General features: G+C 62.9%; 24 protein-coding genes. 11 read left to right on the top strand and 13 right to left on the bottom strand.

Features of this window, described 5'->3' with window-relative positions; all coding sequences use genetic code 11:
• Positions 1-158: 158 nt before the first annotated feature.
• The 4 genes from R4P70_RS22540 to R4P70_RS22525 are packed head-to-tail and all read right to left on the bottom strand — an operon-like array spanning position 159 to position 5,183.
• Positions 159-2,141, bottom strand: coding sequence for a 5-oxoprolinase/urea amidolyase family protein (locus R4P70_RS22540; protein WP_019748330.1), 1,983 nt, complete (start codon positions 2,139-2,141; stop codon positions 159-161).
• Entirely contained in the window at positions 2,138-2,791 is a 654-nt protein-coding gene (locus R4P70_RS22535) for an urea amidolyase associated protein UAAP2 (RefSeq protein WP_019748329.1), read from the bottom strand. Before R4P70_RS22535 ends, R4P70_RS22540 begins: the two co-directional genes overlap by 4 nt.
• On the bottom strand, positions 2,788-3,621 hold the full coding sequence (locus R4P70_RS22530) for an urea amidolyase associated protein UAAP1 (RefSeq protein WP_019748328.1): 834 nt from the start codon (positions 3,619-3,621) through the stop codon (positions 2,788-2,790). The genes R4P70_RS22535 and R4P70_RS22530 overlap by 4 nt, the downstream gene beginning before the upstream one ends.
• A gap of 2 nt (positions 3,622-3,623) precedes the next feature.
• On the bottom strand, positions 3,624-5,183 hold the full coding sequence (locus R4P70_RS22525) for an amino acid permease (protein ID WP_020907661.1): 1,560 nt from the start codon (positions 5,181-5,183) through the stop codon (positions 3,624-3,626).
• 197 nt (positions 5,184-5,380) lie between these two features.
• Here R4P70_RS22525 and R4P70_RS22520 point away from each other — a divergent pair, with 197 nt between their 5' ends.
• Entirely contained in the window at positions 5,381-6,112 is a 732-nt protein-coding gene (locus tag R4P70_RS22520) for a TetR/AcrR family transcriptional regulator (RefSeq protein WP_317831862.1), read from the top strand.
• A gap of 12 nt (positions 6,113-6,124) precedes the next feature.
• Here R4P70_RS22520 and R4P70_RS22515 read toward each other — a convergent pair whose 3' ends face one another.
• Positions 6,125-6,679, bottom strand: a complete 555-nt coding sequence (locus R4P70_RS22515) for a transglycosylase family protein (protein WP_019748325.1) — start codon at positions 6,677-6,679, stop codon at positions 6,125-6,127.
• Between the two features lie 439 nt (positions 6,680-7,118).
• On the opposite strand from R4P70_RS22515, the gene R4P70_RS22510 reads away from it, so the two are divergent.
• Complete coding sequence (locus tag R4P70_RS22510; RefSeq protein ID WP_030245609.1) at positions 7,119-7,766, top strand: hypothetical protein; 648 nt, start codon at positions 7,119-7,121, stop codon at positions 7,764-7,766.
• 17 nt (positions 7,767-7,783) lie between these two features.
• On the opposite strand, the gene R4P70_RS22505 is transcribed toward R4P70_RS22510, so the two are convergent.
• Genes R4P70_RS22505 through R4P70_RS22495 form a run of 3 tightly spaced genes read right to left on the bottom strand, consistent with a single transcriptional unit; the run spans position 7,784 to position 11,865 of the window.
• Positions 7,784-9,466, bottom strand: a complete 1,683-nt coding sequence (locus tag R4P70_RS22505) for an ATP-binding cassette domain-containing protein (RefSeq protein ID WP_317831856.1) — start codon at positions 9,464-9,466, stop codon at positions 7,784-7,786.
• Positions 9,467-9,481: 15 nt separating this feature from the next.
• Positions 9,482-11,245 carry a 3-oxosteroid 1-dehydrogenase gene (gene kstD, locus R4P70_RS22500; protein WP_020969547.1) on the bottom strand — a complete coding sequence of 588 codons (1,764 nt, stop codon included), beginning with the start codon at positions 11,243-11,245 and terminating at the stop codon, positions 9,482-9,484.
• Positions 11,245-11,865, bottom strand: coding sequence for a TetR/AcrR family transcriptional regulator (locus tag R4P70_RS22495; RefSeq protein ID WP_020969546.1), 621 nt, complete (start codon positions 11,863-11,865; stop codon positions 11,245-11,247). The genes kstD and R4P70_RS22495 overlap by 1 nt, the downstream gene beginning before the upstream one ends.
• 158 nt (positions 11,866-12,023) lie before the next feature.
• Here R4P70_RS22495 and R4P70_RS22490 point away from each other — a divergent pair, with 158 nt between their 5' ends.
• From R4P70_RS22490 to R4P70_RS22470, 5 genes are all read left to right on the top strand, one after another.
• Positions 12,024-12,527, top strand: coding sequence for a hypothetical protein (locus R4P70_RS22490; RefSeq protein ID WP_223257837.1), 504 nt, complete (start codon positions 12,024-12,026; stop codon positions 12,525-12,527).
• Entirely contained in the window at positions 12,524-13,579 is a 1,056-nt protein-coding gene (locus R4P70_RS22485; protein ID WP_019748319.1) for a serine/threonine protein kinase, read from the top strand. The genes R4P70_RS22490 and R4P70_RS22485 overlap by 4 nt, the downstream gene beginning before the upstream one ends.
• Before the next feature lie 80 nt (positions 13,580-13,659).
• On the top strand, positions 13,660-14,634 hold the full coding sequence (locus tag R4P70_RS22480; protein ID WP_046378519.1) for an ABC transporter ATP-binding protein: 975 nt from the start codon (positions 13,660-13,662) through the stop codon (positions 14,632-14,634).
• On the top strand, positions 14,634-15,425 hold the full coding sequence (locus R4P70_RS22475; protein WP_317831852.1) for an ABC transporter permease: 792 nt from the start codon (positions 14,634-14,636) through the stop codon (positions 15,423-15,425). The genes R4P70_RS22480 and R4P70_RS22475 overlap by 1 nt, the downstream gene beginning before the upstream one ends.
• 133 nt (positions 15,426-15,558) lie before the next feature.
• Positions 15,559-16,359, top strand: a complete 801-nt coding sequence (locus R4P70_RS22470; RefSeq protein WP_080910860.1) for an alpha/beta fold hydrolase — start codon at positions 15,559-15,561, stop codon at positions 16,357-16,359.
• A 9-nt stretch (positions 16,360-16,368) separates the two neighbouring features.
• On the opposite strand, the gene otsB is transcribed toward R4P70_RS22470, so the two are convergent.
• The gene (gene otsB / locus R4P70_RS22465; RefSeq protein ID WP_019748315.1) at positions 16,369-17,157 is read right to left on the bottom strand and encodes a trehalose-phosphatase; all 789 of its coding nucleotides are present in this window, start codon (positions 17,155-17,157) and stop codon (positions 16,369-16,371) included.
• A 174-nt stretch (positions 17,158-17,331) separates the two neighbouring features.
• On the opposite strand from otsB, the gene R4P70_RS22460 reads away from it, so the two are divergent.
• Both R4P70_RS22460 and R4P70_RS22455 read left to right on the top strand, forming a co-directional pair.
• A complete protein-coding gene (locus R4P70_RS22460; RefSeq protein WP_029255293.1) occupies positions 17,332-17,661 on the top strand; it encodes a type VII secretion target in 330 nt (109 codons plus the stop codon).
• Entirely contained in the window at positions 17,658-18,950 is a 1,293-nt protein-coding gene (locus R4P70_RS22455; protein ID WP_092765554.1) for a hypothetical protein, read from the top strand. Before R4P70_RS22460 ends, R4P70_RS22455 begins: the two co-directional genes overlap by 4 nt.
• Positions 18,951-18,983: 33 nt before the next feature.
• Here R4P70_RS22455 and R4P70_RS22450 read toward each other — a convergent pair whose 3' ends face one another.
• From R4P70_RS22450 to R4P70_RS22435, 4 genes are all read right to left on the bottom strand, one after another.
• On the bottom strand, positions 18,984-19,973 hold the full coding sequence (locus R4P70_RS22450) for a malate dehydrogenase (RefSeq protein ID WP_019748312.1): 990 nt from the start codon (positions 19,971-19,973) through the stop codon (positions 18,984-18,986).
• Positions 19,974-20,039: 66 nt separating this feature from the next.
• A complete protein-coding gene (locus R4P70_RS22445) occupies positions 20,040-20,669 on the bottom strand; it encodes a hypothetical protein (protein ID WP_047888379.1) in 630 nt (209 codons plus the stop codon).
• Positions 20,659-21,930: a histidine--tRNA ligase gene (hisS, locus tag R4P70_RS22440; RefSeq protein ID WP_019748310.1), complete on the bottom strand. Its 1,272-nt coding sequence runs from the start codon at positions 21,928-21,930 to the stop codon at positions 20,659-20,661. Before hisS ends, R4P70_RS22445 begins: the two co-directional genes overlap by 11 nt.
• A gap of 15 nt (positions 21,931-21,945) precedes the next feature.
• On the bottom strand, positions 21,946-22,626 hold the full coding sequence (locus R4P70_RS22435; RefSeq protein ID WP_019748309.1) for an MBL fold metallo-hydrolase: 681 nt from the start codon (positions 22,624-22,626) through the stop codon (positions 21,946-21,948).
• Positions 22,627-22,820: 194 nt separating this feature from the next.
• Here R4P70_RS22435 and R4P70_RS22430 point away from each other — a divergent pair, with 194 nt between their 5' ends.
• Both R4P70_RS22430 and R4P70_RS22425 read left to right on the top strand, forming a co-directional pair.
• Positions 22,821-23,702 carry a peptidylprolyl isomerase gene (locus tag R4P70_RS22430; RefSeq protein WP_047888380.1) on the top strand — a complete coding sequence of 294 codons (882 nt, stop codon included), beginning with the start codon at positions 22,821-22,823 and terminating at the stop codon, positions 23,700-23,702.
• Positions 23,702-24,514, top strand: coding sequence for a peptidylprolyl isomerase (locus R4P70_RS22425; RefSeq protein ID WP_019748307.1), 813 nt, complete (start codon positions 23,702-23,704; stop codon positions 24,512-24,514). The genes R4P70_RS22430 and R4P70_RS22425 overlap by 1 nt, the downstream gene beginning before the upstream one ends.
• The last annotated feature ends 90 nt before the right edge of the window (positions 24,515-24,604 follow it).

The following is a 24,604-nucleotide window of genomic DNA, read 5'->3' as shown; positions in this document are numbered from 1 at the left end:
CTGAGTGTCGCTCACCTCGTCGACCTCCACAATGACCAACCCATGAATGACCAATGATGACAACCACCGCGGACTGAACACCGTTACTGCTGAGTGAGCACCGCTTCCGACACGCTGGAAGCGGTGCTCACTCGAAGAAAAGGGTGCTCACTCGACCATCAACCGGGTAGCGCGAACTCTCCTGCGTCGGACCAGCGCTGACGCTCGGCTCCGAATGCGACGGACTGCATCGCGCGGAACTCCTCGATCGAGCGCGAGTTCGACGCGAGAAACTCCTGATGCTCGGCCAGCGAGAAGCTGCCGTCCTCGATCTCGACTCCCCCGCCGCGGCCGGCCGCAGTGTCCGCGCGCAGATCCATCAGCTCTTCCGGCTCGACGGGGTACCAGGAGATCCGGTCGAAGAATCGCAGCAACCACGGAGTGCCCTCCTCGAACGGGCCCGACTTCGCGGGGTGGCGGTGATTCCACACCTGCGTCGTACGTCCAACGAACTGGTACCCACCTGGGCCTTCCATGCCGTAGATGCAGAGGTAAGCCCCACCGATCCCGACGGCGTTTTCGGGGGTCCAGGTACGGGCGGGGTTGTACTTGGTCGTGACAAGGCGATGACGTGGGTCGAGCGGCGTCGCGACCGGAGCTCCGAGGTAGACGTCGCCGAGTCCGAGCACCATGTATTCGGCGCCGAAAACGGTGTCGAATACGTCGTTCACGGATTCGAGACCGTTCATCCGGCGGATGAACTCGATGTTCCACGGGCACCACGGCGCGTCCGCGCGCACTCCGTGCATGTACCGCTGGATCGCTTCGCGCGTAGCCGGGTCGTCCCACGACAGTGGCATCCGCACAGTGCGACTGGGCACAACAAGTTCGTTGGCAGCGGGCAAGGTGTCCTCCGCCTCGGCGAGCATTCCCATCAGTTTGCCGACGGGCAGCACGTCCGGGTCGACGCGGACCTGCAGGCTACGGATTCCCGGGGTGAGATCGAGTAGTCCGGCCGGCTTCTCGGCTTCGAGTCGCTGATGCAGTGCATGTGCACGCGCACGTAACGCCAGGTCGAGATTCATGTCGCCGTATTCGACCAACACATTGTCATCGCCTGAGCGCCGGTACGTGACCGCGGTGTCGCCGTCACGGCGGGCTATGACGCCGTCGTCGCCGTCACCACCGGAGGAATGAACAACCGAATTGGACGCTCGACGCGATACTCCGAGGTCACGCCGGGAGGCTGCCCGTTCGGCGCGGACCGGCACGAAGCGAATCTTGTTCCCGGGAGCCAACTGTCCGAGCTTCCAGCGATCAGCAGACACCACCGTGATCGGGCAGACGAAGCCGCCGAGGCTCGGTCCGTCGGGTCCGAGGAGGATGGGCGTGTCGCCGGTGAAGTCGAGCGCACCGATCGAATACGCGTTGTCGTGGATGTTCGAAGGGTGAAGTCCCGCTTCGCCGCCGGTGGTTCTGGCCCAGTCAGGTTTCGGACCGATCAACCGGACTCCGGTGCGGTCGGAGTTGAAGTGGACCTCGTACTCGGTCGCGTACAGCGTGTCGATGTCGGAGCGGGTGAAGAACTCCGGCGCCCCGTGCGGGCCCTCGGTCACCGCAAGTTCCCAGCACGTGTGTATCGCCGGAACATGCTCGGCGGGAACACCTCCCGCTGCGCCGGTCGCCTGTCCGAGTTTGAGAACGTCCCCCGCCCGCAAAGTCCTACCTTCGTGTCCACCGAACCTGCCCAGGGTGAAGGTCGACGCACTGCCGAGATAGTCGTCGGTCTCGATTCCGCCCTGTACGAGTACGTAGATGCGCAGTCCTGGGCCGCTGAGCGTCCCGACGTCGAGCACCGCTCCAGCGGGGACGAAAACAGGACGCCACTGACCGTGGGCGATGCCGTCGACGGTCACAGACACCGGAGCGCCCGTGACGCACACCGTGGTGTCCTCGTCGAACGTCATCGCAGGTCCGGCCATCGCGCATTCGATGCCGGGTGCGCCTTCGGGATTTCCGAGTGCGGTGTTTCCCAACCGAAACGACAGGTCGTCCATCGGGCCCGACGGTGGGACACCGATCTGCCAGTACCCGACGCGCCCTGGATAGTCCTGAACCGTCGTCAACATTCCGGGACGCACGATGGTCAGTTTTGCGTTCATTCGTCTGCCTCCGGCCGTGTGACGATCATGCGGACGGCCGTCGGATCGAAGCCGTTGCACGGGTTGTTGATCTGCGGGCAGTTGGACACGAGGACGAGCGCGTCGCGTTCGGCACGCAACGCGAGCCGCTTGCCTGGCGCAGACATTCCGTCGACGATTCCGAGTGTGCCGTCGGGGTCGACCGGGACGTTCATGAAGAAATTGATGTTGGACACCAGGTCCCGCTTCCCGAGCCCCCATTTTGCGCCCTCGACGAGGAAGTTCTCGACGCACGCGTGCTGGTGCTTGGTGTGGTGGCCGTATCGCAGGGTGTTCGATTCCTGTGAGCACGCGCCGCCGACGGTGTCGTGGTTTCCGACCTCGTCCGCGACCAGGGTCATGAGCGGAGTTCCGTCGTCACTGCGGAGCACGGATCCTGTGGTCAGAAACAGATTCTGCTGCGCTGTGACCGTCGCTGCTGCCGAGTACCGAACGCTGTGATCGTCACTGGCGTAGACGAGTGTGTCGACGGCTTGGTTTCCGTGCAGATCGACGATGGTGAGGATGTCGCCGGCGCGGACAACTGCGGACCACGGCCCGAACGCGTCAGCAATCTCGTCGAGGATCACCGTTCCGGGAACGAGGGCGGGGACATCCAAGGTGGTGGTCATGCGATCTCCTCCAGGTTCGAAGCCGTCCAGGCGTCTTCGGTATTGAGCACTGCGCGTTGGTATTCCGGCCCGAGATCGTCAAGGCTGCCGAGTTCGTCGGCCGCGTTCCACGCGAGCACTTCGAGGGACGTGGTGGGAAACTCCAGCGCCGGATCGAGTGGGTGCGCGGTGTTGGCGATCATCACGATGACCGGCAGGTGGATCAGAAGGTCGACCGTCGCGCCGGCGCCGGCGGAACCCGTACTGGTGAGAGCGCCGTCCGCCTCGACGCGGACACCATGGAAGAAGGACAACGGCGGCGCAATGTCCTGCGGCCCGAGTCCGTTCTTCGCGGCAGCGACGGTGAACAGTTCACGACCGGCGGGTGAGGCACTGTGCAGCGAACCCTGCCCGTACTTCGCCTCGTTGGTAGCGCGTGACGTCGCTCCGCAGAACGCGTCGTGGTGACCCGACGTGTCGGCGACCACCGTCGCGAGTACTCGCCCCTGATCGGAGAGCAACGGGTGCCCGACACCGAGATAGGCCTGCCATGGCACCTTGACGGTATCGGCGACGTTGAGACGCTCCCAGGGGGCGTCGGCGCGGTAGAGCAAGATGTTTGCACAGGCGCTGCCGACGATGTCGCGAAGTCGTAATCGGGTTCCACGGGCGAGAACCTTGGTCGTGTATCGCCCACCCGGCACTGTTTCAGCCCAGGTCAGACGTTCGGGAGCGACGTCCTCGGGCGGGTTCGGCCAGCGAGTGGCCGGCAACACCGGCATGGAATCGGTGATCGTTCCGGCCTGGGACCGGGCATGCTCGCGCGCTCCGGCGGTGGTCTGAGTACTCATGGTCAGGCTCCGATCGTGACGGGATTCGGGGTGGCGCGGCCACGTGGGAAGCAAGCGACTCCCAGCCCCACGACCAGCGCTACCGTGATGGGCGCGGCCCACTGCAGAATGGGGTACTCCCCGGTGGGGTTGAAGATCTCGGCTCGTGGCCAGGACAGGTTGATCACCATCAGCGCGCCGTACACAACCGCGGCGATGTTGACCGGAACTCCCCAGATGCCCAGGGAGAAAAGCTTTTTGCCTTCGGCGTCGAACTTGGGGCCGACTGCCGTGCGAGGCCATCCCTTGAGACGCTGAACCAGCAGCGGCACCGTCACCATGAGGTAGGCCAAGTAGATCAAGATGATGCATACGCTGGACAGGGTTGCGAAAATTGCCGAGTTGCCTACGTTGACGGCCAGGACGGCAATGCAGACCAGACCGATGAGGACGGACGGCGCGATAGGTGTTCCGGTGCGGGGGTTGACCTTTGCCAGTACCTGCGAGGCAGGAAGCCGCCCGTCGCGGGCCATGGAGAACATCAGCCGTGAAGCAGCAGTCTGAATGGCCAAGGTGCACACGAACACTGCGATCGAGACGTCGATCAACAAGACCGTGCCCCACGGCGAACTCAGAATGGAGGTCAGTACGTACGGCAAACCTTCCGTGGCCAGGCGTCCGTCGGTCAGTGAGGGCGCTGCCATCAACGCGCCGAGGATCATCAAGCCGCCGCCGAGCGCGGAAGCGGAGAGTGCAAGGCGGATCGTACGAGGTGCGACGCGTCGGGGGTTGCGGGTCTCCTCGGCCAGTTCGCCTGCCGAACCGAAGCCGACCATGACGTAGGCAGCCATCAGTCCGGACATGATCCACGCCCAGGCGTATCCGGGCTGACCGCCGGCACTGCCGGTGTCGAGGACGACGTCCGGTCCGCGCTGAGCGTGGGTGAAGAACATCCCGATCACCGCGATGACACCGACGATTTCGCAGGTCACGCCTATGTTGTTGATACGCGACATCCAGTTGACGCCGATGCAGTTGATGAAGGTGGTCAGAACCAGAAGTACCGATCCGAGCAGCACGGCATTGGCAGCACCGCTCGAGGAGGTGAGTGCACTGTCCTCACCGATGATCTGGAACCCGCTCCACACATTCGGGAGCACGACCTGCAAGGCGATCGCGGCGGCCGACGCGGTGACGATCTGAGCGAGAATCATGAACCAACCCGCGAACCAGCCGACGATTTCGCCACCCATCCGCCGCGACCACTGGTAGATGGCACCCGAAATCGGATATCTGGCAGCAAGTTCCGCGAAGTTGAGGGCCACCATGAATTGACCGATGAATACGACAGGCCAGGTCCAGAAGAACGCCGGACCCGCGAAACCGAAACCGAGGCCGAACAATTGGAAGATCGTGGTCAGGATGGAAACGAAGGAGAAGCCCGCGGCGAACGACGCGAACTTTCCCAGCGATCGATGCAGCTGCTGCTCGTAGCCGAACTCCGCGAGGTCACCGTCGTCGTGAGGCGAAGAGGCGAGTGCGGATGCGGTGGTGGGCTGCGCAGCCGGGGTGGTTGCACTCAACGGCGTACTCCTTCGGCGAAGCGATTCAGAGGCGAATAACTGTCGATTGATAGTTTTCGCGAAATCCACTCGCCGCAGGTGACGCCCGCGTATACGATTCGCCTGATTCTGTAACAGGCTCGTTGAGTACGTTTCGAGCACGTGACCGAATGCTCACAGCGACGGCCACCCCGCATGTAAGGCCAGAGCCTGCCACTATGGAAGGCGTGACCAACGCCGGCCCCGGACGACCCCGCCTGACCGCTCGCCGACGCCCGGGTGGGACTGCCCGGGCGGAGATCTTGGATGCAGCCGCTGAACTGTTCACCACCCGAGGCTTCGCCGCGACGTCGACACGCCACATCGCCGAAGCAGTCGGAATGCGTCAGGCGTCGCTGTACAACCATTTCGCCACCAAGGACGACATCCTGGTTGCACTGCTCGCCGACACCGTGACTCCGGCGCTCGACTTCGCGGAGAATCTCAGGCCACTCGGCACCTCACCCGAGGTGAAGCTGTACGCGCTTTCGTACATCGACGCGGCCCAACTGATCACCGGACGGTGGAACCTCGGCGTCCTCTATCTCTTACCGGAACTGAGAAGCGACAGGTTCATGTCGTTCCGAGCCGATCGCGATCGGCTTCGCGAGCAATACAGGGCCCTCGCCCAGGCAGTGCTCGACGCGATTGACGATCCAGCATCAACTCACCTGGCCGAGCTTCCGTTTCGCCTGGTGGAAAGCGTGATCAGCGCGCGAGCCGACGCACTCGAAGGCACCCCGATCCCCGACGCCGCCGTCATCGCCGGGTCGGCACTGCACATTCTGGGGTGGCGCCAGGATCTTGATCCCATCCACACGGGAGCGGCAGAGCTCATTGCGAACGCAGAAACGCCGAAATTGTCCGGGGCTGCATCAGCTCCGGACAATTTCGACGCAATGAGGACCTAAACGGCCACGAGACTAGACCGAGAGGGACTGTCCCGGGAAGATCAGGTTGATGTTCGGGACCTGGCTGGCGAGGTTCTCGAGCGAGATGCCGTGTGCAGCAGCGATCTTCGACAGGGTGTCGCCTGCCTTGACCACGTAGTTGCCGCTTCCGGTGCTTGCTGCCGGAGCCGACTCGACGGAAGCCTCAGCGGTGACGGGGGCTGCTGCGGCCTCGTAGTTGCCTGCGGTGGTGCCGGTGGTCAGGTACTGACCGCAGACGGGCCATGCGCCGACGCCCTGGCCTGCGAGAACGTTCTCGGCGACACGGATCTGCTCAGACTGGCTGGCGTTGGCAGCGTTGCCCGATCCACCGAACGCGTTCCAGGTGCTCTGCGTGAACTGCAGTCCGCCGTAGAAGCCGTTTCCGGTGTTGGCGGCCCAGTTACCGGAGGACTCGCAGTTTGCGACTCCGGACCAGTCGTGGCCGGCTGCCGAAGCGGTGCCGGTGCTCATGGCGAGCGGGATTGCGACGACTGCGCCTGCGGTTGCAACTGCGCCGAGGGCGCGCTTGAAGGTGATGCTGGTCATTGGGTAAATCCTCTCCGCTACCGCGGACGAGGTCGGCCCGGACGCTTTCACGTCTCGTCGATCGACTCGCCTGTTTCACTCCTGCCCCGCGAAGGTTTCGGGAGTACCGGACCCGCGGGGCAGAAGCACGCAGTTGCGGGTCGGTGTTTGCCCGGTAGTTTCGGGCTGTCAACGACCGTAGGCGATGGTCACGGATTGGTCACGGGGCAGTTTTCCGGCACTGCCGTACCAGATTCAGTCGAGATTCAAGAAATAACCACAGGTCAACTAGTTGATTCGAGCTTCAACCATACCGATCGTTATCCGTTCGTTATGTGGCAACCGTCACTGCGATTTTGTGACCCACCGCACCGAAACGGGCGTGTCGGAACGCAAAACAGCCCCATTCAAATGTTAAGAGAGTCCTGGCAACGAGCAAAAACCAACCGCCCCAATCATTATGGAGAATGAACTGGTGATCGTCGCAGTAGAAGGACCCAGCGCCGCCGGCAAGACCACCTGGTGCCGAACCCAACTCGGTGGACAAACCGCAGCGGAAGGATTCGTCGCCGAGTATCAGCCCACGGGGCGCGAGCCGGACGGCACGGATCTCGACGTCCAGGCAAGTTACTGGGCAACGGTCAATTCGAAGCGATGGTCGCAAGCGGAAGAACTCGAATCGAGAACCGGGATCGCGCTCTGCGACAGCGACCCGCTGAAACTGCACTACAGCTGGTGTCTCGCCGCGGTGGGCGCCGCACCTCGGGAGCGATTCGAGTACGAGCTCGAGGCAGTCGAGACGGCTTTTACGCGCCTCGAACTGGGTCTCGCGGATCTGACCGTCATCTCGATACCGTCACCGAAGCAACTTCGACTGCAGCGCGAAGGAGACCCCAGCCGCCGACGACGGCATTTCGAGCTTCACGCGGCGCTCGCCGAGCCGCTCACCCACTGGTACTCGGCGGTGGACAGGGTGGATCCAGGTCGCGTTCTGTGGGGCTTCCCGACACTGCTCGATCTTTCGCGCTGTCCCCCACCTCGATCGGATCGCAGCGATCCGGGCCTCCTGCGCGCGATGATCAACGAGTTGCCTCCACTCCCCAGATAGCAAGCGGCTACTCGATCTCAGCGCGCTCGTTCGACCCTGGCCTCGTCCCACACCGGAGAGTCGCTCTCGTACACGTTCCCGTCCGATCCGAATACCAGGAACCTGTCGAACCCGCGCGCGAACCAACGATCGTGGGTTACCGAGATGACGGTGCCGGCAAACTGTGCGATGCCCTGTTCGAGCGCGTCAGCCGAATGAAGGTCGAGGTTGTCGGTCGGCTCGTCGAGCAGCAACATCGTGGCGCCGGAAAGCTCGAGGAGCAGAATCTGCAGGCGCGCCTGCTGTCCGCCGGACAGGTCGTCGTACTTCTGTTCGGCTGCTTGGGACAATCCGTAACGGTCGAGCGCGCGGCTCGCCGCTTCACGCCCCATTCCGTTTCGGTGTTCGTCGCCCATGTGCAGGATCTCGAGCAGCGTGTTCCCGGTCAGATCAGGCCTGGAATGGGTCTGCGCAAACAATCCGGGACGTACCCGGGCACCCAGCGTCGCAGTACCCCCGTGCTCGACCGGGGCGATGTCGAGCGCCTCGACGGGCAGATGCTCGGTCCCCGGATCGGTCCCACCACCCGCCAAGAGACGAAGGAAATGTGACTTCCCGGATCCATTGGAGCCCAGCACGGCAACCCGATCTCCGTACCAGATCTCGGTGTCGAAAGGCTTCATCAATCCGGTCAGCTCGAGATCCTGACATACCAACGCGCGCTTGGCGGTTCGCCCGCCCGCCAGCCGAACTGTCACCTTCTGCTGAAGTGGAATCGCTTCGGGTGGCCCTGCCTCCTCGAACTTCGCCAACCTGGTTTGCGAGGCATGATACCGCGCAGCGACGCCGTCGTTGAACTTGGCCTTTTCACGCAATCGCAGAACCAGGGCACGCAGTTTCGCGTGCTCCTCGTCCCAGCGTCGACGCAGTTCTTCGAATCGAGCGTTGCGATCCTCGCGGGCCTGGTGGTAGCTGGCCAGCCCAGCGCCGTGGGTCCACGACGTTGCGCCGCTGATTCCAGGCTCGAGCGTCACGATGTGGGTGGCCGCGTTGGCGATCAGTTCGCGGTCGTGGCTGACGAACAAAACCACTTTCGACGATTCCGAGATCGTCTTTTCCAGCCATCGCTTGCCCGGAACATCGAGGTAGTTGTCCGGCTCGTCCAGCAGGAGTGCGTCGTCGGGCCCAGCGAACAGTGCTTCGAGAACCAACCGTTTCTGCTCGCCACCGCTGAGCGAGTTGGCCGCGCGCCACTTCGCACGGTCATAAGGAACACCGAGAGCCGCAGTAGTGACCTTGTCCCAGAAGTCTTCGGTCTCGTAGCCGCCCACATCGGCCCAATCGGCCAGCGCGTGCGAATATTTCATTTGAGTTGATTCCTCGTCGCGCTCGATCATCGCGTTTTCTGCCGTATCGAGCGCCAGTGCTGCATCCCGGATCCGCGCCGGAGAGACGGACAACAGAAGATCGCGCACGGTGGACTCGTCGCGAACCTGGCCGACGAATTGCCGCATCACGCCCAGTGTTCCGGATCGAGTGACAGCGCCCTCGTCAGCGACGGCGTCTCCGGCGACAATGCGAAGCAATGTCGTCTTACCAGTCCCGTTGGGCCCGATCAGTGCAGTTTTTGCACCGTTTCCGACCCGAAAGCTGACACCGCTGAGCAGTTGTCGACCATCAGGAAGGAAGTAGTCGACGTCGGCGATGTTGAGGTGGGTCACGCTCTCAAGGGAACCCTACCCGCGGCGATCTGCCAAACCATTATTCCTGCCTTCGCTGTCGAGTTCACGACCGTCATGGGATCGTCCGACCGCATCGAGCGCCGCCAGATATCCGAAAACCATTGCGGGACCGATAGTTGCACCTGGACCGGCATAGGTATGACCCATAACCGGCGAGCTGGTATTACCTGCTGCGTAGAGCCCGTCGATGACCGAACCGTCGGCGCGCAACGCTCGCGCGCGAGCGTCCGTGTTGATGCCGCCTTTGGTCCCCAGGTCTCCGGGCACCATCTTCGCGGCATAGAACGGACCCTTCGTGAGTTCTCCGAGGCTGGGGTTGGGCTTGTTGGTGCAGTCGCCGTAGTAGTGGTCGTATCTGCTTGTCCCACGGCCGAAGTCGCGATCGACTCCGTCGCGCGCGTGACTGTTGAATCGTGTGATGGTCGCGGACAGCGCATCGCCCGGCACTCCGATCTCGGCAGCGAGTTCGGCAATCGATCCAGCTCGCACGATCGCACCCGATTCGATCCACGACCGAGGTATCGGCCTGCGCGCCGGCACTCCCGCGAACAGGTAACGGTCACGGTACGTCTGATCGAAGATCAGCCAAGCCGGGATGTTTTCAGCGGGTCCTTCACCTCGGCCGTACTTTCCGCCGAACATGGCGTGCGCGGCTTCGACGTAGGGAAGCGACTCGTTCATGAAGCGCTGACCGCTGGCGTTGACCATCAGGCTTCGAGGCAACGAGCGTTCCGCCAAGGCGAACCACGGGCCTTTGGGCAGCGGAATCGACGGGGCCCACCACGCGTCGTCCATGTACGAAATTGCCGCGTCGACGCGCAGAGCGGCACGGATACCATCCCCGGTATTGGTCGGTGCCCCGAGAGTCCACTGCGCACTACTCGGCCGGCGCTGGTACTCGCCTCGCATGTCGTCGTTGTTGTCGAACCCGCCGCATGCGAGGATGACACCGCATCGAGCGTGCATGGTTCTCCGCACTCCCCCGGACTCGAGTCGCGCACCCACGACACGATCATTGTCGGTAACCAAATCCACAAGCCTCGTTCCGAGCTCGACCGTCACTCCGGCGTCCCGAACTCCGAGCATCAGTTCCGCCATGAGCGCCGGCCCGAGCCCGATCAGCTTCTTCTTCCGAGCTTTTGCGACCAGGGATCTCATTCCCACCCGAAGCATTCGCACCGGCCCCCGCCAATGCCGAACCCCCGTGCTCAGCCAACGGTAATCAGATTGTTGGACAACCATGTTGAGCGGCACCTTCATGTACGGCGGATGAAGGGTCGCGAGATCGTCGCCCAGAGCTCGCGCGTCGAACGGGCGCGGCTCGCACGAGCGGCCGCTTGCAAGTCCGCCAGGTGCCTCGGGAAAGTAGTCGGAGTAACCCTTCACCCATTCGAGCTCGAGTGCAGAGTGCCGAATCAGGAAATCGAGGGCTTCCGGGCCTCGATCGATATACGTGTCGATACGGTCGGTGTCTGCATCCTCTCCGACAATGCTCTTCAGATATGTTCGCGCAGAGTCGATATCATCCGCCGGCGCCTCGCGGCGAAGTATCGAGTTTCCCGGAATCCACACTCCGCCCCCGGACCGGGACGACGAACCGCCCCAGTACTCCGACTTCTCCACGAGAATTGTCGAGAGTCCGTTGCGGGCTGCAGTGATGGCTGCCGACATGCCGGCAGCCCCCGATCCCACAACGATCACATCCACCACTGGCACATCCACTACCGAGCGCTCGGAGTTTCGAGAGTTCTCGTTCATCACTGATCACGACCTTTCATGTCATCGTCATCCTGCGTGCGCCACCGGGATCCCTGAACCGCGTCGAGTGCCCCCTCGACGCACACGGGAAGTGATGCCCCACGCTTCTGGGGGTTACGTATCCATTGCCGATAGCCGAACTCCGCCGCCGCCAACATCAAGTGAACGAGTAGTCCTGGTCGGCTGTCATTTTCAGGATCGAGTTGCATTCGTTGTGCCACCAACTCCACCAACCGATCACGATGCTCGGGCGCGATCAGCGCGACTCGATCCATCAGGTGCGGCGCGGTGCGGAACGCTGCTCGCCACTGATCGATCTCCGCGGACTCGAAAGCATTGGAACGCTCGAGGATTGCCCGCGAGATCGCAAGATCAGCCGACTCAGATGCCGGGCGATCCTCGAGCAGTGTCACGATCCCGGCACCGCCCTGCCTGACCGGGTCCAACAGCAGATCCTCCTTGTTACGAACGTGCCGGAAGTACGTACTCGCCGACACCCCCGCTGCTGCCGCAATCTGCTCGGTGGTCACATCCTCGAAACCGTCACGCGCGAACAGATCGAATGCCGCACGTTGAATGTCTGCTCGCACCTGCAACCGTTGTCTCTCCCGTAGTGACATCAGCAACGTCCTCCCGCCTCGGCCGAGATCCGGCCATTCTCGATAATGCGAGTCTCACCCATTGTGACAGTCACTGTCAATATCCAATTCTCTGTCAGATATCAGCAGACCCCGGCATTTCGTTGACAGGGCATTCGATGCCACGACAAGCTTCGAAGATGAAACGATGGTTCGCGGCGGGCTTCGGAACGGCGATCGTCTCGCGATCACTTCTGCGCAAAGCACTCATCTTCAAGTTCCGACGCGACGTACGTGCACTCAATTCCGGCAACTACCGGCCGCTGTTGAATTCCTATCACCACCACGCGGTGCTCAGATTCGCCGAGGGTGATCATCGGTGGGCAGGAGTGCATGCCGGACGGGACCAAATCGAGACGTTTCTCCAGGAATTTGTCGACGCGGGGCTTCAAGGCGCGGTCACCGAAGCGTATTTCGGTGGTCCGCTCTGGCGCATGACACTGCTCGTCCGATTCGACGACCGAGCCCTAGGCCCGGACGGCGCCGTCATCTATCAAAATCGAACAGTGCTTCTCGTTCGAACCAAGTGGGGAAGAATCGTCGAGCAGGAGGACTACTACGAGGACACCGCCAGAATCGGTGACTTCGACAGACGGCTCCGCGAAATCGAAGCCGGACGAGCCTGTGGCACAGTCGCGGAATGACGGACGTCAGGATTGACCGCCACCGGAAACTATCAGCATTCCTGTCTTCCCAGAACGATGTCGAACTGGCCCGACTGGTCGACACCGCTCGAGTCTCGAGCGTAGGCGTGGGCGGCGCCGCAGGACTCGTCGGTGTCTGCGAAAACGGGTTCGACAGCGTTCCGGTATTCACCAAACGCATCCCACTGACCGAACAGGAACTCGCCGACGTGGGCTCTACTTCCAACCATTTCGACTTGCCGACGTTCTGCCAGTACGGCATTGGGGGCCCGAGCTTCAACGCCTGGCGAGAGCTGGCCGCGAACGTCATGGTCACCGAGGCCGTTCTGGCCGGCGAAACACAGTCGTTCCCAATGCTTTACCACTGGCGGGTGCTGCCCGGTCGATCGCCGGTTGCACCCGAACACGCCGACATCGCTTCCGTTCCCACCGCCTGCGCCAGTAGTGAAGCGCGGGTCCGCCTCGAAGCACTCGCCACTGCGCCGTGCAGCCTCGTACTGTTCTGCGAGTACGTCGCACACCCGATCTCGGATTGGCTGCATGACAACCCGGCCGCCAAAGCTGCCGAAGTCGAGCGACAGTTTTCGGAGATCGTGGCGTTCTTACGCGATCGACAGTTGCTGCACATGGACGGACATTTCGGCAACATGCGCACAGATATGGAGCGGATCTATCTCACCGACTTCGGACTGGCCACATCCCCACACTTCGACCTGTCGACTACCGAACATGACTTCGTCCGGCGCCATGCCACCCATGACGCCGACTACGCCGCCATGCTTCTGGTCAACTGGCTGGTCACCGAGGTCTGCGGAGTGCCGAGACCGAAACACGGCGGACCAGTCGCCCGCAACCAGTACGTACGACGATGCGCCACAGGTCATGTCCCAGGTGATGTGGCACCGGAGGTGGCCGCGATCTTGACCCGGCACGCGCCCGCCGCTGCGAGAATGAACGACTTCTACTGGCGATTGTTCGACGGCGACTTCGACGCGCCCTACCCTCATGCCGCGGCAGTTCCGACTTCCGGTCGAGGACAGGGTTTTCCCTGAACTGCCGTCTCCACATCTCAGGGTCCATGTCATCCTCCGGACCGATGTGCTGGTCAGCGCCGTAGGGCACAGTTCTCCTCATGATTGAACTGAGGGGATTGACCAAGGTTTACGGACCGACGAAAGCGGTGGACGATTTGTCGTTCACGGTCAAGCCGGGCATCGTGACGGGCTTTCTGGGCCCGAACGGTGCGGGTAAGTCGACGACGATGCGGATGATTCTGGGTTTGGATCAGCCGACGTCGGGTGCGGCGTTGATCGACGGCAAGCCGTACCGCGAGCTCAAGACACCGCTGCGGACTGTGGGCGCGTTGTTGGATGCGAAGTGGGTGCACCCCAATCGCAGTGCGCGGGCGCATCTGCAGTGGATGGCCGCTTCGAATGGGATCCCGAAGTCCCGCGTCGACGAGGTACTCGGGTTGGTCGGATTGTCCGAGGTGGCGGGCAAGAAGGCCGGCGGGTTCTCGCTCGGTATGTCGCAGCGTCTCGGGTTGGCGGGTGCGTTGTTGGGTGATCCGAAGGTGTTGTTGTTCGACGAGCCGGTCAACGGTCTCGATCCGGAGGGCATCGTCTGGATTCGTAAGTTCATGCAGCGGTTGGCGGCCGAGGGCCGCACGGTGCTGGTGTCGAGTCACCTTCTCTCGGAGATGGCGTTGACGGCGGAGCAGTTGGTGGTGATCGGTCGGGGTCGGTTGATTTCGGATTCGACGGTGGCGGAGTTCGTGGATCGCTCGTCGGAGTCGACGGTGCGCGTGCGCAGCCCACAATTGGACGCTCTCCATGCCGCATTAACTGCCCACGGACTGACTGTCCGCGAGGAGCATTCAGGATCGGAGGCGGTGTTGGTGGTCGTGGATTCGACGACTGACGTGATCGGCGGTCTGGCTGGTTCGCAGGGAATCGTGTTGCACGAGTTGGCGTCTGTGCAGGGATCGCTCGAGGATGCGTTCATGAAGTTGACCGGAGACGATGTCCAGTACCACGCATCCGGTATCGATCCGGGTGCCGGAGCCCACCACACAAACACACAGCACGCTATGGGAGGTGCACTGTAATGGCTGTTCTCAGTGCTGAACGTATCAAGATCACCACGACCAAGTCGCCGCTGTGGTGCACGATCACAATCATCGTCCTAGGGTTGGGCGTCGCCTGGATGATCGGGCGTTCGTCGAGTTCGAGCATTCAGGCGTACAACGACGAAGCCGCATCAGGAACTCCTGATTTCGAGAAGTTCCTCCCCACGTTCAATGAAGCGGGACTGGGAGTTTCCGGCTTCGGCGTCATGGTCCTGATGATCATGGCGGCCCTCGCGATTACCAGCGAATACCGCTTCGGCATCATCCGCACCACCTTCCAGGCCATCCCGAGCCGGGCTTCGGTCCTGATCGCCAAAGCCGGCCTGATCGGCGCCTTCGGCGCGGCGCTGTCCTTCGTTCTCATGCTCGGCGCGGTATTCATCACCAAAGCTGCTGCAGGCTCTGAAGGTTCCACCAATCTGGCACTCGACACCGCCGATGCCTGGCGCGCCGTCTACGGCGTACCGATCTTCGCCTTCCTCTGCGTTGTCCTTGCCATCGCCGTCGGAGCACTCCTCCGGCAATCTGCCGGCGCTATTGCATTGCTCCTGCTCTGGCCGCTGCTCATCGAGAGCCTGTTCGGCATGTTCGGATCCTTCGGTAGAAACGTCACACCGTTCCTCCCGTTCGCCAACGCCGACCACTTCCTCTCTTCGGGTTCGAGCACCAATTTCCATTGGGGCCCTTGGGGAAGCCTGTTCTACTTCGCAGCATTTGTGCTGGTGGTTTTCGGAATCAGCATCGCCGTCGTCAACAAGCGCGACGCCTGACCTAACACCAAGACTGGTCGTACCGGAGATGTTCCGGTGCGGCCAGTTTCTTGTTGCCACAACCGCGGTCCATAGAAGTTAGGATAGGCTCACTTCCATCTGATTCGGCAACGAACTGAGGCAACGGACAGCGATGCAGACTCTGACAACCCAGACTATTTCCACTCCGGGCACCGAAATGCGTGTGTGGCGCACGCCGGCGCTCGATCGGAAATGCGTGGTCTTCCTGCATGGCGCCGGAGTTGATCATCGAATGTTCGACGACCAGGTCGCGGAACTCGCGGGCGCCTATTCCCTGGTGCTGCCCGACCTACGCGGTCAAGGGCTGTCGATTCTCGAGGAAGGCCACCGCGCCACTCTCGACACTGTGATCGACGACGTGAAGGTCATGCTCGACTCGCTCGGAATCGATCGCGCAAGCATCGTCGGACACTCGTTCGGCGGAAACATCGCGCAGGAGTTCACCCATCGTCATGCGAATCGAGTAGACAAGCTCGTCATGATCGGCAGCCCTGGCCAGCACCGGGAAATGAGTGGAGCCGCTGCCTCGGCAATCAAAATCGGCACGCATTTGTATCGACGGATTCCGTGGGGTCCCTTTGCCTTTTACAGTGGCCGGTGGTCGAGTCGAAATCCCGCAACTCGCAGATACGTTGCAGACTGCATGCTGGCCGCCGGACGGCAGACCTGGCTGGATCTGGGAACAAGCGGGTTCGCGTCACTCTGCCCGGTGGATACGGCACCCCGAAAGGAGACCCTCCTGATGCGGGGAGAGGTTGACATGCCGCGCCAACTCGATCGAATCTACGACGCCCTGAGCGATCAACTACCGGACCTGACTCGCCGGGTGGTGATCACCGGCGTCGGACATCAATGCACACAGGACAATCCGGAAGAGGTCAACCGCGCGCTGGTCGAGTTCTTGGCAGACTGACCTCACGTGTCAGCGTTCCAGGTGCGCGGCAAGCTCTTTCATCCAATCGAGGAATGCCGGCGGGCCGTCGAACTGGACGCCGTCGACAGCAGCCACTTCCGGTGCAATGTCATCGCCCTTGACCACCAACGCTTCTCCACCCGAGGCAAGGACAGCAGCAAAGGCAGGTAGGTCACCACGGTCGTCGCCCGCGTACGCGACGACGTCGACGCCTGCGGTGGCGATCGCGCGAAGGAGGCCTGTCCCCTTGTCCTCCTCAACGGGTGGACGCAATTCTTCGACCAACTTGCCGGGCTCACGCCGCAACCCGGTCCGGCTCGCGATTTCTGTCGTCGCTGCTTCCACCAGGCGCTGCGCGACCGCTCGATCCGCGGCCCGACGCCAATGCACAGCCACCGCAAGGCCTTTGCTCTCGACGTGGATGCCAGGAACTGACTGAGAGTCGAACAGGCGACGCAGTTCGGCTTCTGCTTCGGCGACGGCATCACTGAACGCAGCGACGGCCGGAAGCACTTCGATTCCGTTCTCCGTCCAGGTCTCGACGCCGTAGGAACCCATGAGAACAACCGAATCCAGACTCAGTCGTTCTCGCAAGAACGACGCCGGCCGTCCCGAGAGCAAGCCCACCACGCCGAAGTGCCTCGACAAAGTCGCGAGCACCTCCTCGGCACCGGGCAGGAGCGCACTGGCCGACGGATCGTCGACGATAGGTGCAAGCACGCCGTCGAAATCCATCACCAGCCCACACCGAGCTGGATCGGACGTGAGTCGGAGGATGACGTCCGAAGCGGTTCGCATGGTTCGAGTGTGCCAAATCGATCGCACCCGCAATACCAACACCGGATCAGAATGTAATCTCTGCCACTTCGTCCAGGTTGTCCGGAAAGCGCAGGGTGAGCCGTGTCCACTCCCCTCCGGCGCCGCTTCTCTCCGATACAGTTCTCACGACGCTTACCAACTGGGGGGGTAATGATGAGCGAATTGACTGTCGTCACTGACGACATCCGAAGGTACGGCTCGACGTCGGCCGAAGCTGCAGGACACATCGCGCAGGCCGCCGCCGTCGATCTGGGCGCCAACATCGCGGCAGTCGCACCAGCCGTCGGTCCTGTCGGCATCGAGTTTCTCGCGGCATTCGCGCGCGCCCAGGCAACCCACACCAAAGATGTTGCAGCACTGGCGACCTTCTACGCCGGCAACGCAGCAACGGCGAGTGCAGCCGCTCAGGCCTACGACACCACAGATCTTTCAACCGCGTCAGATCTGGCCGGCATCGCTGGATCGACGGACGTGACCGCGTGAACAGCGATCGCATCGACACCGATCGCATGAACACCGAAGACGACCCGACGACGGTCCTCGAATTCCTTCAAGGTGGTGCTCCGGCCCCGGCATTGCCGAACAACACGGTCGAATCGATGCTCGCCGGCATACCGGTTCCGGCATTACCCGGAATCGAAGATCTGTTCGCGCCGTTGATCGAACTCGGGAAGAGCCTCGGCACCGGCACTTTTGCCGGCATCGATCCCGTCGGCATCTTCAACCAGGCGTCCACTCTCATCGACCAAGCCATGGGACTGTCCCAAAGCGCGGTCGCCGAGGTGGGCCAGACCTGGAACAGCACCGGCAGCGAAGCCGCGACCGAACTGTCGCGATCCGCCCAGAACAGCGGCGCAGAATTGAGCGAACGCGGAACCGCGATATCGAAAACCGCTGCTGCCGCCGCGGAATCGGTGCAGCGAGGCAACGCGAATCTCGCGGCGATCGCGCAGTCCTTCGCGACCACGGTTGCAGCTGCTGCACCGATCGCGTGGACACCACCAGGACAGGCGATGCTGATTGCCTCCGCAGCCGAACACATGCAGGCAGCCGTCGCGGCGGTGACACAGACTCGCGGGGAAATGCTCGGGCACACCGCTGCCATGAACGCCCTTGCCGGGTCGATCCCCGTGCCGACTCCACCGATCGGTGAGGCTCTCGCCAACCTTGCCACTCCGGAGGCGCTCGCCGACGCCGCCCGTCAGATCGCCCAACCTCTGGCGGCATCAGCCGCGTCGGCATCGCCGCTGTCTGGATCGCAGCTGTCTGGATCGACCGATGCCGGCGACGCACCGTTATCCGCGCACTCAGGAACCGATGCCGTTCGGACCGCGGCAGCGCAGGCAGGCGCCGGACTTCCGACCGGCGTCGACAAGCTGTGGGGCGCAGGCAATTCATCGACGTCACTCGCAGCCGGCGGGTCGCCGTCGCCCAGTGCGACAGCGAGCTCCGGCGGAGCATGGGTGGGTGGAAGCGGCACTACCGGTGGAACGATGAGAGGCGCAGCGGGAGTTGCTGCAGTTCAACCGGTTCCGGTAGCAACGCCCGGCCTGGGTGCACCATCTTCGGCGGTCGGCAGTAGCGGCATATCGCCGGGCGGCATGATGGGCGGCGGTCCTCGCGGAACGCGGGACGACGAGTCGTCACGCACGACTCCGGGGTATCTCGTCAGCGCCGGTGACGAAAACTCGATGGTCGACGATCTACCGATGGTGTCACCGCCCGTGCTCGGTGCCGAGAATCCCGATCAGTACCTGTTCCGAGATCTCTGATCGGGACTCCCCGGCCGGGGCGGCATTACAACCTCAAACGAAGCCCAACTCCCGTACCGCCGCACGCTCCTGCTCCAATTCGCTGACGGACAGGTCAATCCGTTCGCGTGAGAAGTCGTCGATCGCGAGATCCGGAACGATAGCGAATTCACCATCGGCACAGGTCACCGGGAAGGACGAGATCAATCCTTCGGGCACCCCGTAGGAACCGTCCGAACAGACGGCCATGGATACCCAGTCGTCCTCGGCCGTTCCGATCACCCAGTCGCGGACGTGGTCGATCGACGCGCTGGCCGCACTTGCCGCAGAGGACGATCCACGCGCAGCAATGATGGCGGTGCCTCGTACCTGCACAGTCGGGATGAAATCGTTCTCCACCCAGTCTCGGTCGTTGATCACCGCGAGCGCAGGCTCACCCGCGACGGTCGCGTGGGACAGGTCCGGGTACTGCGTCGCCGAATGGTTTCCCCAGACGGACACCTTGCGCACCGACGACGCACGAACGCCGGTCTTCTTCACCACCTGCGCAATCGCTCGGTTGTGGTCGAGGCGCGTCAGCGCACTGAACCGAGTATCGGGTACATCCGGCGCGTTGTTCATCGCGATGAGAGCGTTGGTGTTGGCCGGGTTTCCGACGACCAGCACCTTGACGTCCGAGGCTGCGTTGTTGTTGATCGCCTTCCCATGCGCTGTGAAAATAGCGCCGTTCGCGCTCAGCAAGTCGGCGCGCTCCATCCCCTTGCTCCGCGGACGTGCACCGACCAGCATCCCGACGTTCGCGCCGGAGAAGGCGACATCGGGATCGTCGGTGATGTCGATGGAGCTCAGCAAGGGAAATGCGCCGTCTTCGAGCTCCATCGCGACGCCTTCGGCAGCGGACACGGCGGCGGGAATCTCGAGCAGTCGAAGTTTGATCGGTACGTCAGCGCCGAGCATCTCCCCCGCAGCTATGCGGAAAAGCATGCCGTAGGCGATCTGACCCGACGCTCCGGTCACCGTGACGGTTACGGGCGCAATACTCATTGCCGACTCCTCACCTGCCGTTTTCACGACTGTCCGTTCTACAACGCTGTAAGAACGGTTTCCACGCTAGTCGAGTAATCCGGCCACTTCGTGGTCTGTCAGTGTGGTTCTCGGCACTCGTCCCTCCGCCGTCACGAGTTCGACGGCGCGGTAGAGCGGACGCTCGGCCAGTCCGGCGCCGCGGGCTTCGGCACGCAACTGTTCGATCAGCACCGAGGACAACGCGGCAGCCGGTACCAACTCACTGGCCGCCAGGGCGTCGGCGAGCTTGCGGAGTGCAAGGATCTCCAATTCGCGCCCGCCCCCTGCCGTGTAGAGCGCGAGCGGTATTCGCACGGTGGACCGACCGTCACCGAGTGTCAGGCTGACCTCGCTGATCCGGCCGGATCGCACCGTCAACGCCGCCGTGAGCACCTCGGCCACATCGACGTCGTTGGTGCGAAAACCAGCTTGTGCTCGAATCCTGTTGCCATACAAGGTGATATGCCGGCGCAGCGTCATCAGAATCGCCAGTGACGTCGGAACCGCGATGACGGCACCGACGATCACTCCGACCGTCATCGTCGAGAACACACTGACGATCAACCCGACGACCACACCGAAGACCACAACAACAACGGCGAACTTCTTCAGCCGCGGCGCGATCAACGCCACGGGAACCAGATCGAGCGAAACCGGTTCAGCCTCAGTGCTCAACGAGATCCCCGAGCTTGTCGACAACTTGGTCGAGCGGCACCGTCTCCTGCTCACCTGTCGCCAATTGTTTGACAACGACAACGCCCTCTTCGAGCTCTCGCTCGCCGAGAACCAACGCGACTGCGGCGCCCGAGCGATCGGCCGCTTTCATCGAGCCCTTGACGCCACGATTTCCGTACGCCAGGTCGACGCGAATCCCATTGGCACGCAACTGGTGTGCGATCTTCACCAGTGCCGCCTTCGCCTCGGCTCCCATCGGTACACAGAAGACGTCGACACGTGCCGGTGGCGCAACCGACTTACCCTCGGCCTCGAGCGCGAGAACCGTGCGGTCGACGCCGATTCCGAACCCGATCCCCGAGAGCGGCTGTCCGCCCAGCTGTTCCATCAGTCCGTCGTAACGACCACCACCACCGATTCCGGACTGCGCGCCCAGTCCGTCGTGCACGAATTCGAAGGTCGTCTTGGTGTAGTAGTCGAGGCCGCGGACCATGCGCGGGTTGACGACGTAGGGAACTCCCAATGCGTCGAGGTGCGCTAGTACCTCGTCGAAGTGCGCCTTGCAGCTCTCCGAGAGGTGATCGAGCATGAGCGGTGCGCCGGCCGTCATCTCGCGTACATCTGGGCGCTTGTCGTCGAGCACCCGAAGCGGGTTGATCTCGGCGCGTCGACGTGTGTCTTCGTCGAGCGGAAGTGCAAAGAGAAACTCCTGCAGCAGTTCGCGGTACTGCGGTCGGCAGGTGTCATCGCCGAGAGAGGTGATTTCGAGGCGGAAGCCGTCGAGCCCCAACGACCGGAATCCGGCGTCGGCGATCGCGATGACCTCAGCGTCGAGCGCGGGGTCGTCGATCCCGATGGCCTCGACGCCGACCTGCTGCAACTGGCGGTAGCGGCCGGCCTGCGGGCGCTCGTAGCGGAAGAACGGGCCCGCGTAGCTGACCTTGACCGGCAACTGTCCACGATCGAGGCTGTGCTCGATGACGGCACGCATGACACCGGCGGTTCCCTCGGGACGCAACGTCACCGAACGGTCACCGCGATCGGCGAACGTGTACATCTCTTTGCTGACGACGTCGGTCGACTCGCCGACACCGCGCGCGAACAGGCCGGTGTCCTCGAAGATCGGCAATTCGATGTGGCCGTACCCGGCCAACCTGGCGGCGCGCGTCAAACCGTCACGAACGGCGACGAATTCGGCTGACTGCGGCGGAACGTAGTCCGGAATTCCCTTGGGTGCAGAGAAGGTGCTGGCTTTACTCACGAGAGGTACTTTTCCTTATTTCTGTGCGCTGAGTCCAACGAGAAACGGGTTCGAGCTTCGCTCGGCGCCGATCGAACTGTTGCCACCGTGCCCGGGCAGGACCACGGTCTCGTCACCGAGTACCAGTAGCTTGCGGGCGATCGAAGCGAGCAACTGCTCGTGATTTCCGCCTGGCAGGTCGCTGCGCCCGATGGAACCCTGGAACAGGGTGTCACCTGTGAACGCCAAGTCCACGGGCCCGCTCTCGGTGTTCGCCTGGGTGCGGAACACCACCGATCCCTGCGTGTGCCCGGGCGTGTGGTCCACGACGAACGTCATTCCGGCCTCGGTGATCTTGTCTCCGTCGCTCAGTTCGATCACCTCGTCCGGCTCCACGAACGTCATGCCCTGAATGAATTCCTTCATCGTCGGGCCGATCCCCCGTGCCGGATCGCTGAGCATGTAGCGATCCTCGGGATGGATGTAGGCGGGCACGGAGTACCGCTCACAGACCTCGCGGGCCGACCACACATGATCGAGGTGACCGTGGGTCAGAAGTACTGCATTGACCGACATGTCCTTGGAGTCGAGATATTCGAAGAGCGGCTCGGCTGCATCCTGACCCGGATCGACGACTACGCATTCGCACGCGTCGTCCTGAGCGAGTATGTAGCAGTTGGTTTGGAACATCCCGGCCGGAAAACCAGTGACGAGCACGGGGGCAACTCCTCTTCGAAGGGTGGAAACGAACAACACGCTGTCGGTTACAGCCTAAGCTGCTGCCCCGCCAGTAAGTTCTCAGGTTGCAATGGGAGACTCTGACGACGAGTAGAGCCGCTTGCCGAAGCCGACCCCAGGGTGTCGCTCGGCGGGCCGACCACGATCCACCCGCGATACGGAGGACTACAGCAGTGCCGAGTAACGAGCAACGCCGCGAGGCGGCGAAACGCAAGCTCGAGCGTCAGCTCGAACGTCGCGCAGAACGTGCCCGCAAGCGCAAGCAGATGACGATAGCCGGAACTGCGCTCGGCGTGGTCGTCGTAGTCGGTGTCGTCGGTGGACTCATCTGGTTCAGCAATCGCAGTGACGACGACGCGAACACCACCAACACTGCTGCCGACGATTCGAGCCTCACGCCGCAGACCGCGGGCGCAATGCCGGCCGGTCTGTCGACGCCGCTGGCCGACACGGTTTCCTGCTCGTACCCGGCTGACGGCGCTACCGCGTCCAAGGCCAACAACCCTCCTCGTACCGACGGGATTCCCACCACCGCGCCGGACGCGACGCCGAGCATCAGCGTCGAGACCTCGCAGGGAAACATCGGGCTCACGCTCGACGGAACGAAGTCTCCGTGCACGGTCAACAGCTTCGTGAGCTTGGCGCAGCAGGATTACTTCAACGACACCACCTGCCACCGCATGACGACGAGCCCCTCGCTCCAGGTTCTGCAGTGCGGTGACCCGTCGGGCACCGGCACCGGCGGACCGGGCTACGGATTCGACAACGAGTTCCCCACCACGGCGTACGCCACCACCGACCCGGCAGCGCAAGAGCCCGTCACCTACGCGCGCGGCACGGTTGCGATGGCCAACACCGGGGCACCCGGTAGCAACGGCAGCCAGTTCTTCCTCGTCTACGGCGACTCACAACTCCCGCCGCAGTACACGGTTTTCGGCACGATCGACGAGACCGGTCTCGCCACTTTGGACAAGGTCGCGGCCGGCGGATCGACACCAGAGGGTGACGGCAAGCCGAATCTGACCACCGACATCAAGACAGTAAGGCTCGACTGATGCGACGTAATCCTGTGATGCGCTTTCCTGTAGTTATTGCCGCTGCAAGCGCCGCAGCGCTGCTTCTGGCTGGTTGTTCCAGTGATTCCGGTAGCTCGGACTCGCCGTCCAGCACCTCCAAGGCGAAGACGACAACGGCTGCCATGCCGCCGCTCGACATGTCACAGTTCGACGCACTCCCGCCTGTCCCGACTCCGGCGTCGGCGACTGTCGACTGCTCGTACCCGAGCGCGGCGGGCGCTGCAAAGACCGTCAATCCGCCGAACTCCACGGGCGTGTCCACCGAGGGAACCGTCAACGTCGCGCTCACGACTACGGCCGGCCCGATCGGGATGGAACTGAACCGGGCAGAAGCCCCATGCACGGTCAACAGCATCGTGAGCTTGACCGAGCAGAAGTATTTCGACGACACCCCGTGCCATCGACTGGTCACCACACCCGGTCTTCAGATCCTGCAGTGCGGCGATCCCTCGGGCAAGGGCACGGGCGGACCGGGCTACGGATTCGACAACGAGTACCCGACCACTGCGTACTCCGCTAACGATCCGGCGCTCTCCTTGCCTGCCGTCTACCCCCGCGGCACGCTCGCAATGGCCAACTCGGGTGCACCGGGCAGCAACGGCAGCCAGTTCTTCCTCGTCTACGAGGATTCGGTCTTGCCGCCCAACTACACGGTCTTCGGAAAGATCGACGACGCCGGCCTGGCGACGATCGAGAAGATCGCAGCCGACGGCGACGACGGAGGCATGGGCGCAACCGGTGGCGGCGCACCCAACACCCCGATCACCATCGAGACTGCAGTAGTCGCCTAACCCTGCTGTGGGGCGGTGGAGAAAACCCCCCCGGGCTAAACGCGGCCCCCACGGTGCGCAGCACAGGTCACCCCCCTGCCCGCGTGAAAA

The organism is Rhodococcus sp. IEGM 1241, from assembly GCF_033142365.1.
Taxonomy (GTDB): domain Bacteria; phylum Actinomycetota; class Actinomycetes; order Mycobacteriales; family Mycobacteriaceae; genus Rhodococcus_F; species Rhodococcus_F erythropolis.
Note: the sequence above shows the minus strand (reverse complement) of the source record. Positions and strands in the feature narration are given on the sequence as shown.